Source organism: Sphaerisporangium sp. NPDC005289 (assembly GCF_040607455.1).
Classification (GTDB): domain Bacteria; phylum Actinomycetota; class Actinomycetes; order Streptosporangiales; family Streptosporangiaceae; genus Sphaerisporangium; species Sphaerisporangium rhizosphaerae.
This window is the reverse complement of the sequence record NZ_JBEXGS010000004.1, coordinates 452,032-464,566: the sequence shown is the minus strand read 5'-3', so window position 1 is coordinate 464,566 and position 12,535 is coordinate 452,032. Positions and strand designations below refer to the sequence as shown.

Below are 12,535 nucleotides of genomic sequence, written 5' to 3'. Positions count from 1 at the left end.
GGCGGACGGAGGTTCCTGGCGGGGTGCGGGGCGGCGGCGGGGGGACGTTCCTGGCGTCAGGGGGGTGAGGGGCGGCGGCGGAGCAGTTCGACGACGGCGGTGATGTCGGCGTCCCGCCACCCCTCGGACGCCGCCTCCTCGTACCGCCGTTGCACCAGCCGGGCGATCGGCGGCGAGACGCCGTTGGACTCGGCGACCTCGGTGAGCAGCCGCACGTCCTTGGCGCCGAGCGAGGTGGCGAACCATCCCTCGTGGCGCCCGGCGATGAGGTCGTCGAGCCGGTTGTGCAGCCCCGGCGCCACGGTGGGCCAGCTGCGCAGGACCTCGCGCAGCAGCGTCCTGTCCAGGCCGGCGGCCTCGGCCGTCGCGACCACCTCGCCGAGCACCGCGATCCCGGCCATCAGCAGGTAGTTGTTGAGCAGCTTGAACGCCGAGGCCTCCCCAGGGTCGGCGCCGCAGTACCAGTGCGCGGAGAACAGCCGTGACCAGATGGGCTCCAGGCGCTCGGCGAGCGCGCGGTCGCCGCCGACCAGCCCGGCGGCCGACCCGCTCAGCACCGCCTGCGGCGCCCCGAGGATCGGCGCGGCGAGGAAGCGCCGTCCGGGCGCCAGCTCACGCAGGCGGCGCGAGGCCTCCGGCGAGACGGTGCTCATGTCGACCACGACCCTGGACCCGTCCGACCCGTCAGAGCCGCTTGCACCGCCGGACGCACGGGAACCGTCAGAACCGCTGGAACGAGGGGAACCGGGGTCGCGGGTGTCCTGCGCCGGGGGCCCGTCGCCGGGGCCGGTCAGGGCGGACATCACCTCCAGGGCGGCCCGCTCGTCGGTGAGCGACATCAGCACGGCCTCGGCGTCCCTCGCGGCCTGCCGGGGGGAGGACGCCTCGACCGCTCCGGACTCGACCACCTCGGCCGCGCGCCCCGGCGTCCGGTTCCAGACGGTGACGTGGTAACCCTGGGCCAGCAGCCTCGCGGCCACGGCCCTGCCCATGTTGCCCATCCCCAGCACGGCCACGCGCATGCGCGATCCCCCCTCGCCTCCATTGTCGCGGGCGCCTTCCGGCGGGCCCGGCGGGAGGGGGTGGCTCACGGCTCGCGGGCGTGGGTCACGGCACCGGCGTGTATGCGGAATCCCTCATGAGTTCCACGGTCATCGGCCCAGTGGGAAGATCCACCGTCAAACGATCCGAGGTTCCGCCGTCTCACAGTGTCGGCGCGTGGTGCGGGAACATCTCCGCCGAGGGCGCCGCGACGAGGGGCTTCATCGCCTCCTGGAGCGCCCAGGCCTCCTTGAGCAGCAGCCGGCGGTCTCGCGGCTCGCAGTCGGCGTCCACCACGACGTTGTCGCCCTCGAAGCGCGGGAACACGTGGATGTGGGCGTGGAACACATCTTGCAGCGCGACCTCGCCGTCGGCCACGAAGATGTTGACGCCCTCGCATCGCAGCCCGGAGCGGCGCAGACCCCGCGCCACCCGCTGGGCCAGGCGCCACATGTGCGCGCCGATCTCCTCGTCGAGGTCCTCCAGCCCGCCGGCGTGGACGCGCGACACCACCAGGGCATGTCCCGGGTTCACCGGGTTGCCGTCCATGACGACGATCGCGGTCTCGTCCTGGAAGACCAGGCTCGCCTCGGCCCGTCCCGCGAGAATGTCGCAGTAAGCGCACGGATCGAGTGATACGTCCATATCTGTATGTTCCTCCGCGCCCGAACGAGCCCTCCACCGGGGTGCCATGAGCACCCGAGCTCCCCCGGCCCGGCCCGCGGGCACCCCGATGATCTCCGTCAGTCGACGTAGCGGCGGGCGACCGAGGTGCGCTGCGGCTCCTCCAGCAGGCGCAGCCCCCGCTCCACGTCCATCGGCACGACCCGCCGTTCCCTCAGCACCCACGGCAGCCCGGCCAGCGCCGCGCCCACGGCCGAGACGCTCGCCCGGTCCTTGGGGATCGACCGCAGGACGGCCACCGTGCGGCGCAGCGCGTCGAACGCGGGGCGCCGCAGCCAGGCGGTCCACAGGGTGTTGCGGATGCCGAGCCTGCGCCGCTGCCTGCGGTCGCGGACGGTGGAGGCGGCGTGGTGCACGACGACGTCCTCCGCCCAGCACAGCCACCACCCGCGGGCCGCCAGGTCGAGGCTGAGCAGTTCCTCCTCCCCGCCCAGCCACAGCCTCGGCGAGAACCCCCCGGCCTCGCGGAACGCGGTCACCCGCAGCATGGACGCCCCGGCGAGGATGCTCAGCAGCGCCGGGCCGGGCAGCCACGGCGGACCGGGGACCGGCGAGTAGCGCAGTTCAGGCGTGATCGGGTCTTCCCGCAGCGACGGCTCCACCAGGATGCGGCCGGTGACCGACGCCAGCCGAGGATGGGCGTCCAGCAGGTCGGCGGCCCTGGGCAGTGCGCCCGGCTCCCACCAGGTGTCGTCATCGCAGAAGGCCACGTATGGCGTCATGACCTCCTGCACCGCCACGTTACGGGCGACGGCCCCGAGGTTGTGCGGGCTGCGGATCAGCCGCACCCCTGGGAAGTCCCGCGCGACCGCGTCCGCGCTCCCGTCACGCGAGCCGTTGTCCACGACGATCACGCCAGGACGCTCGGGCAGCGCCGTCATGTGCCCCAGCGTGCGCACCAACTCCTCCCGACGGTCCATGGTGATCACCACGACCGTGACCCGCCCGTCCCCGGGGGTCATGAAGGGACCCCGACGCCCGGGACATCCCTCCCTCCGGGCGCGGCGGTGTGCCCGGCCTGCCGCTCGGCGGGGCGGGCGCCGGACTCCAGCAGCCGTGCGGCGGCCTCGACGTGGGCGGGCAGGCGCCGCCGCCCGGCGATCACGAGGGGCAACCGGAGCAGGGCGGACAGCAGGGCCTGTCCGCAGGCCGGGTCGCGCGGCGCACGCGCGGCCAGGCGCGCGGTCTCGCGCAGCACGACTCCCGCCGGACGACGCAGCCAGACGGTCAGCAGGGCGTTGCGCGCCTGCACCCGGCGCCGGCCCGCCGCCGGCTCGCGCAGAGGCGACGGCTCGTGGACGGCGACGACGTCCGGCACGTGGCACCGGTCCCAGCCGAGCGCCGCCAGGTCGTAGGCGAGCAGTTGCTCCTCACCGGGGAAGAACAGCACGGGGCTGAACCCCCCGGCCTGCAGGAACGCCTGGCGGCGCACGACCGACCCGCAGGCGAGGAAGCCCAGCGCCGGCGGCCCCGGCTGGTCCGGGCCGCCGCGCAACGGCGTGGCCGCCAGCATGGCGTTGATCGGGTCGGGCGCGCGTTCCGGACCCACCAGCATGCTCGCCGCGATCAGGCCGAGGCGGGGGTGGGCGTCGAAGGTCTCGGCAGCCAGTCGCAGCGCGCCGGGCTCCCACCAGGAGTCGTCGTCGCTGAAGGCGACGTAGGGCGTGCGGGCGGCCAGCACGCCGATGTTCCTGGCGGGCGCGCCGAGGTTGTGGTGCAGCCGGATCACCTCGGCCTCGGGGAAGGCCGCGCGGACCCGCTCGGCGGCGCCGTCGGAGGAGCCGTTGTCCACCACGATCACCGGGGGACGTTCCGGCAGGGCGCGCAGGCGCTCCAGCGTGCGCAGGAGCTCCTCCCGGCGGTTCCTGGTGGCGATCACCACGGTCACCGGCACGGAGCCGGCGCCGAGGTCCTCCTCGGACGTCGTCGTCACGGCCCTCACCCCCTGATGCGTGGAAACCTCTCGTCGCGACCCATAACCGGCCGCAAGGCCCACAAACCCACAGCCTCTCCACGACCACGCCATCCCCCGCCACCACCGGCCTGGGCGCTTGGGACGTCAGCGGCGGCAGCGGCCGGGGGTCAGGCGCGAGACCTCCCAGCCCGCGCCGTCGAAGGGGGACATGAACTGCGACAGCAGGTCAAGGACGTACCCCTGCGCCTGGCCGCCCGCGTCGAGCAGGCTGACCACCTGCGGCCCGTCCGCGCCGCGCAGCGTGATCGCGTTCGCCCGGCGGGCGGCGGCCAGGCCGGGCCTGGTGCCGATCGACAGGCACGCGATCGGCGTCGACCCCACCTTGAGCGCCTGTTCGGCGCTGATCGGCCGGGTCCGCTGGTCGTAGCGGCGGAACAAGAGCGAGGTCGCCCGGCCCAGCCTGACGGTGTCGGAGAAGGCGTCCCTGCCGATCCCACGGGCGACGCGGACCTTCAGCCGCACGTCGGGACGCAGATCCACCCCGTGCGCCCGCAGGTCCAGGTGGTCATAGTTCCCCTCGAAGCCGGGCGACACGTACCCCAGCTCGGCGGGCGCGTCGATCCCGAAGGGGACCCTGCCGGGCCGGATCCTCAGCCACGACACGCCGTGGACGCCCAGCGAGACGTCACGGATCACGCTGCGACCCAGCCCGAACCCGCCCCGCATCTGGAAGGCGAGGAAGCCGCTGGTGTAGGGGATGTCCTTGCGCACGCTGATCCGCTGCCGCGCGACCGGGCTCACCGACAGGCCCGCGTGGACCTCCAGCAGCCGGGTCGGCACCGGCTTGGACGTCAGCTCGACCGACAGATCAGGATTTATTCGGATAGTCGCCTCGGAGGCCAGATCGCGCACCGCGAACGAGGCGCCCAGCACCTCCCCCTGCGCCGGCCGGTACACCCTCCCGACCAGCCCGCCCTCGACGGCGAACAGCCCGTCCAGCGTGTTGGCCCCGCCGTCCGCCCGGTAGGACAAGCCCGGCACGCGCAGCCCGCCGTCCCCCGCATCCCCGCCGTCGACGGTGAACGCGGCCGGCACATCCGTGAACCGCACCACCCCCGACACCGGCCGCACCCCCACCCCTGTCGGGACGACCACACCTCCGGCCTGCGCCCCGGGCGGGACGACGGCACCCCTGGCTTCCACCCCAGGCGGGACAACAGCACCTCTGGCCTGCCCCCCGGACGGGACGACCGCACCTCCGGCCTGCGCCCCGGGCGGGACGACGGTGACCTTGGCCTCCAGTCGCTTCACGGGGGCGGAGTTCTGGACCCGGAGATGAGTCTTCCGCCCGTACGCGCCGTCGATCGCGACCGCCGCCGGGACCGGATCCACCACGGCCAGCGCCCGCACGACGCCGTACGACGTTCCGGTATCGGCCTCCACCGCCGCGCGCAACGAGGTGAGCGTCGCGGCCGGTTCCACCCGGTAGTTCACCCTGATCACGTTCGCGTTCCGGCCGTCCGCGTCCTTGCCGAGCCCGGTCTCGAACGGGCCGACCGACATGCCGGTGACCTCCCGCGGCAGCCCGTCCAGCGTCGCGTACGCCCTGATAGGCACCGGGGCGACCACCTTGCTCGCCAGGTAGACCGCGAGCCGTCGGTCCGAAGGGCGGTACCCGGAGAAGGAGAAGGTCTTCCGGGCCAGGTCCACGGTCGCCTTCGCGGGCAGGCCCCTGAGCCGCACGAACCCGCGGACGCCGAAACAGCGCCTGCCCGCGGGCCCCGCCGCCGGACTCTGGACGGTGCCACCGGCGGCCGGCGGTCCGCCCAGGCAGAAGGCGCCCTGGTCGGCGGCGCAGCCCGCGGCGCCGGGAACGCAGCCGCCGTCGACCAGGGACAGGCCGCTCGCCACCTCCGGCACCTCGGGGATCGCGCCGATCGCCGCCGCCTTGCCCAGCCACACCTGCGCTTTCAGGTCCATCCGGCGCCCGGCGGCGCTGTAGGTGACCGGCCCGCCCGGGACGGCCGACACCTCGACGTCACCCGGGACCGGCCCCAGCGTCCCGAGCACCCCGAAGCGCAGATCACCTTCCAACCGCACGTCCGCATCCAACGCCACCCCCCGCCCAGCGCCCCCACCCGCCGCCGGGGAGCCACTCCCAGCAGCCGGTGAACCACTCGAAGCCGCCGGAGAACCGTTCCGAGCCGCCGGGGAACCACTCGAAGTCGCCCGAGAACCGTCCCGAGCCGCCAGAGAACCACTCCGAACCACCGGAGAACCACTCGAGGTCGCCGGGGAACCACTCGAAGTCGTCCGAGAACCGTCCCGGACCACCGGTGAACCACTCCGAGGCGCCGGGGAACCGTTTCGAACCGCCGGGGAACCGCTCTGGAAAGACGCCTTGAAGCCGCCGCCGCCACCGCCGAACCGGGCGCCGGTCAGACCGTCCACGCGGACGCTGCCGTCCAGGTCACCGGTGGAGCGGTCGTAGTGCACGGCCAGATGCGGGCCCCGGGGCGCCCGCGCGCCGTCGTGGTCGGCCACCGCGACCGTCGCCGATCCGACGGGCCCGGACAGGCCCTGGAAGTAGTAGGTTCCGCCGCCCCAACCGGCTTCGAAGCGGGCAGGAACGTCCCGCACCTCGGCCGCGACGCGGAAGTCGCGTCCCTGGAACCGGGTGCGAGCGAAGGCCGACACGGAGGCGGTGGGACGGTCGGCCGTCCAGCTCAGGCGTCCGCCGGCCAGATCGGCCAGCATGGCGACCCGCCGGTGCACCCCGGCCACGGCGACCCAGACGTCATCCCCTCGGTCCCCGCCGCCCCGCCCACCGCCACGCCTCTGCCCGGCACCCTCACTCTCACCCGTGCCGGTCCCCCCGGCACTCCCGCTCTGACCCGAACCGGTACTCCCAGCACTCCCGCTCTGACCCGTACCGCTCTGACTCGCACCGCTGCTCCGACCCGCACCGCCCCGTCCGGCGCCCACGCTCGGGGTCGTACCGGCTCGCCCAGCGCCCGCGGGGCCGCCGGAGGCCTGTGCCGGACCGCCGGCCTGGGTGACGTAGGCGCGGTTGTAATAGACCTCGGCCTTCTTCAGGCCCGAGGTCGTCGTGACCTCCATGGTGGGCCGCTCGCCGAGCCGCCACGAGCCCTCGACGGTGGACCGCAGGCCGTACAGGCTGCTGTCGATGGTGGGCCCTTGTCCCGGGCCCGCGTACGCAGCGCGCAGCCTGCCGATCGCGCCGCTCGCCTGGTATCGCGCCTTCCTGGCGGCCGGGTCCAGGTCCACCTCGACCCGGCGCGGGGTGTTGGACATCTCCATCCGCAGCAGATGCGCGCCGTCGATGCTCGCCGCGGCGAGGAACGGCCGTCCGGCGGAGGCGAGTTCCAGCATGGCGTGCGGCCGGTCGCCGTAGGTCAGCTCGAACCCGGCCAGCGCCGTGAGCCTGACCGAGACGCCGAGCCGCCCGCCGTCCTTGATGACCGTGACGTGGCCGCCCGCGGGGGCCGAGACGGCGCCTCCGTCGCGTTGCAGGAGGACCTCGACGCCACCGATCGGCGAGCTGGAGGTGTGCGTTATGCGGTTTCCCGCTATGTCATAAAAAATCCGCATCAGGGCGGGGAGGCCGGTCAGCGACGCCCGGAAGACCGTTCCGGCCGCCTTCCGGTCGTACACCACCACCTCCGCAGCCCGAGCCCCCGCAGCCGGCCCGACCACAGGCTTCCGCGCCTGTGCGTCCACCCCGGACGCGGCCCGGGTCGGGGACGGCGTCCGACTCGCCGGGCTTGCCGGCGCCGTTCCGGGGCGCGGCGTTCCGATGGTCAGCGCCTGGGATCTGCCGTCCACGGCCTCATAGCGGGCGCGGAAGTCGGCCGGCACGCCGGTCATCGTCCCCGAGATCATCCTGTCCAGCCGGCCGTCCCGGTAGGTGTAGTCGCGCAGTTCCGCCCTGTTCATCGGCGAGGGCCCGGTGAAGCGGATCTCGGCGGCGCCGCCCGCCGCCCTATGGGTCAGATCGGCGGTGACCTGCGAGGCGACCTTGTCCAGCACCACCTGCGTGCACCGGCCGCCCGTCCGTCCCGCGTCTCTGGCGTCCAGCACCAGCGCGTCCAGCGTGGAGGGCCGGGACACGGCGGCTTTCAGCGTGCCCTCGCCCTCGCCGGCGTCGAACCGCGCGCTGATGGTCAGTTTCTCGGGGACCGGCGACTGCCTGAGGCTCACCAGCACGGGCTCGGACGGCCGTCCGCCCTGGGAGAGGGCCGCGACGCCGGCCACGGTCGCGATCGAGGCGCCAGGCCTGGACCTCCGCACGTCCACCTGGACCTCGGCCACGCCCTGGCCGCCCCGGTTTCCCCGACCGCCCTGACCGCCCCCGCCGCCCTGACCGCCCGGGCTGCCCTGGCCGCCCCGGCTGCCCTGACCAACCTCGCCGCCCTGGCCGCCCGTCCTGAACCGGTAGACCGCCCAGTCGAGGGCGGACAGCGACGTGCCGCGCCGGAATCCGTCGAAGCCGATCGAGAGCCTCGTGGCACCGGCCCCCGACGCCGCCGCGGGGATGTCGAACCGCGCCCACACCTGGGCCTTCAACGCCTTGTCACGATCCGCACCGGTGCCCAGTCGCGCCGTCGCCAGGCCCAGCCCGTCGGCCACGCGCACCGCCAGGTCGTCCCGCCGCCGATCGCGCTCGGTTTCGTCGCCCGGCGAGCCGCTTTTGCCTGAGCCGCTCTTGCTCGGGCCGCTCTTGCCCGTGCCGCCGAGGAGGGAGCCGGCCGTGCCGCCGACCGGTTCCCTCAGCCTGCGCTGAGCGCTCGCCAGCGCGTTCGCCCTGCCGACCAGGTCCGCGCGGTCGAGCGTGGGGACCAGGCTCGCGACGATGTCCGGGGCGCCGTCGCCGGTCACGTCCGCCGCGACCGGCTTGGCCAGCGGCTGGGGCGCCGAGCAGGAAGCCGCCAGGGACGCGGCCTGCGCGCACAGCCGGTAGGTCACGAGCGGGACGCCCTCCGGAAGCGCCCGGTGGAGCCCTGGCAGGTCGAAGCCCGACAACCGCTGGACCTTGGCCGCCATGGCCTTAACGGCGCCGGCCGGGACCTTGGACACGCTCAGCGGTTCGGCGTCGCCGGCCGTGGGAAGCAACCGGTCCGGATCGGGGGACGGGCCGCCGTCGCCGCCCAACACGCCCTCGGCGCGCAGGTGGGTGGCCGCGTCGTCGGCCAGCCTGCCGGCCAGCGCCGGGCCGGCGGGGATGGTGACCTCCGGTGCGGCCGGGCCGACCGCCCGGACCGGCATGGGACGGTCCGCGAGCGACGGCCCCATAGGGACCTCGGCCTTCGCGGCCGGAGGAACGGCGATCGGCGGCACCGGAACGATCTTGCGCATGCCGGCCCCGCCGCCCGTCCCGCTGGGGCGCGTCGTGGCGGCGGACGCCGAGATCCTGGCGGACGCGGAATGGCTGGCGGACGTGGAAAACGTGGGGGACGCCGAGGAGCTTGGAGACGCCGAGGACGCCGAGTGGGCGGCGTGCGCGGCCGGAGCGGTGGTGATCACCAGGGATCCGGCGACGGACGCGGACAGCACGATCCGCGCGAGCGCGTGCCGTTGGAGACGCGGCATGGATGGCTCCCGTTGTCCGGACACCGGCCAGCAAGAAAGACGGAAGGCAAGAGCCGATCACAAGGTGACATCAGTCGTCAAATTTCTCAATATCCCCAGAAAGGTGGCACGTTCCCATCCGTCCCCTATGTCAGATCCACTGCTTCCTCGAATCCCCCGGAGGTGGCACGCCCACTGCAGCCCTTACGCCAGACCCGCTGTGCCCTTAGATCTCCCAGTAGGCGACACGAAGGTGGCACCGCCCCGTCGCCTCCCCTTGCCTGATGTGCGGCTCTGAGCTTCATCGGCGTGCCGGCCCGAACCAGGTGGTCAGGGCGGCACGCGCGCCGTCGAGGTCAGGTCGCGCGCCCGTCGCCCAGGCGATGTGACCGTCCGGCCGGACGAGAAGGGCCACGGGAGGCCGCACGGCGCCCACCACCGGCGCCTGCCACACATCGGCCGAGGGCCGTGCCCGTACGAGGTCGACCCGGTCGGCCCACTCCGAGGCGATCCCCGCCAGTTGCGCCGCCGGCCCTTCCTGCGCGCCGCCGTCCAGGCACAGCAGGACGCCACGAGCCTGGTGCAGCAACTCGAAGACGCGGACCTCGCCGGTGCCGGCCTTGAGCTCGACGTCCGGAACCCGATATCCGACGAGAGGATGCCCACCGTCCACCGAGCGCCCGCCGTCCATCAGGCGCCCGCGCTGCCCGAGGAGCGTGCCGCCTCGCGCACGGGCGCCATCCCCCGGGTGCGCGCCGTCACTCGGGTGCGCCCGGTCATCCAGGTGCGCGCCGTCCATCGGGTAGTGCACGTCCAGCGCCGTGATCATGCTGGACAGGCGGGCATTGACGTCGTCCAGGGAGAGCAGATCCGCGAGCGTCGCGCGCAGCGCGGTCGTGTGCCCGTCGACGCGCGACAGGGCGGTCTGCGCACGCGTGTTCTCGAGCACCCGCGCCCCGACCGGGTGCCGCTCGGCATGGTAGCTGTCCAGCAGCGAATCGGGGGCATGCCCGTGCACCACCAAGGCGAGCTTCCAGCCCAGGTTGACCGCGTCCTGCACGCCGAGGTTGAGCCCCTGTCCGCCCGCCGGGAAGTGGACGTGGGCGGCGTCCCCGGCCAGCAACACCCGGCCCGACCTGTACTCGACGGCCTGCCGGGCCGCGTCGCCGAACCGGGAGAGCCAGCGAGGGCTCCGCATGCCGTAGTCGGTGCCCGCGATCTTGAGGCACGCCCGGCGCAGCCCCTCGAGGGTGACCGGCTCGTCCCTGCCCGCCACCTGGTCGAACTCGGTGGTCATGACCCGGTGCCAGCCGGGCTCGAAGCTGAGCACGCTGATCGTCCCGTGTTCGCGCCGCTCCTGGAACAGCGGGTGCTCCGGCGGGGCGTCCAGCTCGACGTCGCCGAGCATGGCGGTGAGCGTCGCGGAGGTGCCGGCGAAGCCGATGCCCGCGAGCCGCCGTACGGCGCTGCGTCCGCCGTCGCATCCCACCAGGTACTCGGCGCCGATCCACCGCCGCCCGGCCTCGCCGTGACGCCGGTCCCCCTGCGGACCACCGCCCAGCACCTCGACCTCGACCTCGACACCGGACCCGCTCTGGCGCAGGCCCGTCACCTCCGCCCCGCGCCACAGCCGGACGCCGAGCCGCGTCGCGTGCTCTTCGAGGAGCCGCTCGATGCGGCGCTGCAACAGCACGAGCAGGTGCGGGTGGCGGGTGGGCAGGTTCCGGAAGTCCAGCGGCAGCGCCGAGAAGTGCCCGCCGGGCAGCGGGCGGCCGGCCCTCAGGAAGGGCGCCACCATGCCGCGCTGGTCGAGCACCTCCAAGGTGCGGGCGTGCATCCCTCCGGCTCTGGACTCGGCGTCTGCGCGTTCGGCGTCCCGCTCAAGGACCAGCACGTCCACGCCCGCGAGCCTCAGCTCGCAGGCCAGCATCAGGCCGGTCGGACCGGCTCCCGCGATGACCACCTGCGCCGTCATGCCACCCATTGGGGTCTCCTTTCGTCCCTTAACACCGTTAAGGATTCCTCGAACGCTGTTAAGCTGTCAAGCGCGTGCCCGACCGGGAGGACCGATGAAGATAACCGCCGAGCTCATCGCGCGGACCGCTCTGCGCCTGCTCGACGAGGTGGGCCTGGACGGGCTCACCATGCGCCTGGTCGCCAAAGAGCTGGACGTCAAGGCCCCCGCCCTCTACTGGCACGTCAAGAACAAACAGGAACTGCTCGACGCCATGGCCACCCTGGTGATGGTCGAGGCGGACGAGGGCCTGGAGTCACCTCGCCGCGGCGTCACCTGGGATCAGTGGCTGGGCGAGCGGGCCATGCGGCTGCGCCGCACGATGCTGCGGCACCGGGACGGGGCGCGGGTCGTCGCCGGCACTCACGTCGGCCATCCGGTGGTCATCAGGACGATCGAGTTGGTTCTGCGCACGCTGCAGGACGCCGGGTTCACCTTGGAGGAGGCCGCGCGCGCCGTGCCCACGATCTTCCACTACACGATCGGGTTCACCATCGAAGAGCAGGCCAGGCTCGGCGAGGCGTACGGCGAGGGAGGCAATCCCTACCAGGCCGAGACGATCGCCCGGCTCGCGGACGCCGAGCGGTACCCTCTGGCCGCCAAGATGCTCGGCGGCCTCCTCGCGCCCGACACCGACGCCCAGTTCGAGCACGGCATCGCCACCATCCTGGCCGGCATCCGCACCCAGCACTCCGACAGCCGATCCTGATCGCCCAGCACTCGACCGGGGATGTTCAGGCGAGGCGGGCGGGGAAGCCTCCGGTGGCCACCGGGCCCCACTTGGAGGGGGTGATGCGCAGCAGCGACTTGCCCTGGCGCTCCATCGCGGCGCGGTAGTCGTCCCAGTCGGGGTGCTCGCCGGCGATGGACCGGTAGTACTCGACCAGCGGCTCCAGCGCATCCGGCATGTCCAGCACCTCGCAGGCCCCGTCGATCTGCACCCACGGCCCGTCGAAGTCGTCGGAAAGGATCACGATGCTGACCCGGGGGTCGCGCCGGGCGTTCTTGGTCTTGGCGCGCTCGGGGTAGGTGGAGACCACGATGCGGCCCAGCTCGTCCACGCCACAGCTGACCGGGGACGCCTGAGGACCGCCGTCGCGCCGCGTCGTGATGATCAGCCCGCGGTGGCGGTCGCGGACGAAGTCGAGGAGCTGTTCACGGGTGACGGTGTCCGCGGTCGCGATCTTCGGGCTCATGGGCTCACTCTACGACCATCATCGCGAGAGTCCAGGCTCCCACCACTGTGACCACCCCCGACCGGCCGCCCACCGGCACCGCGTGCGCCGACCACG

Annotated in this window: 8 protein-coding genes; 1 reads left to right on the top strand and 7 read right to left on the bottom strand. The window is 73.6% G+C overall.

Annotation, left to right across the window (positions count from 1 at the left end; translation table 11 throughout):
* Positions 1 to 56: 56 nt before the first annotated feature.
* From ABZT47_RS10435 to ABZT47_RS10410, 6 genes are all read right to left on the bottom strand, one after another.
* On the bottom strand, positions 57 to 1,022 hold the full coding sequence (locus ABZT47_RS10435; RefSeq protein WP_354838474.1) for an NAD(P)-dependent oxidoreductase: 966 nt from the start codon (positions 1,020 to 1,022) through the stop codon (positions 57 to 59).
* 181 nt (positions 1,023 to 1,203) lie between these two features.
* Positions 1,204 to 1,686, bottom strand: coding sequence for an HIT family protein (locus tag ABZT47_RS10430; protein WP_354838471.1), 483 nt, complete (start codon positions 1,684 to 1,686; stop codon positions 1,204 to 1,206).
* Between the two features lie 98 nt (positions 1,687 to 1,784).
* The gene (locus tag ABZT47_RS10425) at positions 1,785 to 2,687 is read right to left on the bottom strand and encodes a glycosyltransferase (protein WP_354838468.1); all 903 of its coding nucleotides are present in this window, start codon (positions 2,685 to 2,687) and stop codon (positions 1,785 to 1,787) included.
* Positions 2,684 to 3,658: a glycosyltransferase gene (locus tag ABZT47_RS10420; RefSeq protein ID WP_354838465.1), complete on the bottom strand. Its 975-nt coding sequence runs from the start codon at positions 3,656 to 3,658 to the stop codon at positions 2,684 to 2,686. Before ABZT47_RS10420 ends, ABZT47_RS10425 begins: the two co-directional genes overlap by 4 nt.
* A 126-nt stretch (positions 3,659 to 3,784) precedes the next feature.
* On the bottom strand, positions 3,785 to 9,250 hold the full coding sequence (locus tag ABZT47_RS10415; RefSeq protein WP_354838462.1) for a hypothetical protein: 5,466 nt from the start codon (positions 9,248 to 9,250) through the stop codon (positions 3,785 to 3,787).
* Between the two features lie 280 nt (positions 9,251 to 9,530).
* Positions 9,531 to 11,213, bottom strand: coding sequence for an FAD-dependent oxidoreductase (locus ABZT47_RS10410; protein ID WP_354838459.1), 1,683 nt, complete (start codon positions 11,211 to 11,213; stop codon positions 9,531 to 9,533).
* Between the two features lie 85 nt (positions 11,214 to 11,298).
* Here ABZT47_RS10410 and ABZT47_RS10405 point away from each other — a divergent pair, with 85 nt between their 5' ends.
* Positions 11,299 to 11,952: a TetR/AcrR family transcriptional regulator C-terminal domain-containing protein gene (locus tag ABZT47_RS10405; protein WP_354838456.1), complete on the top strand. Its 654-nt coding sequence runs from the start codon at positions 11,299 to 11,301 to the stop codon at positions 11,950 to 11,952.
* 25 nt (positions 11,953 to 11,977) lie between these two features.
* On the opposite strand, the gene ABZT47_RS10400 is transcribed toward ABZT47_RS10405, so the two are convergent.
* Positions 11,978 to 12,439, bottom strand: a complete 462-nt coding sequence (locus tag ABZT47_RS10400) for a PPOX class F420-dependent oxidoreductase (RefSeq protein ID WP_354838452.1) — start codon at positions 12,437 to 12,439, stop codon at positions 11,978 to 11,980.
* Between the last annotated feature and the right edge of the window lie 96 nt (positions 12,440 to 12,535).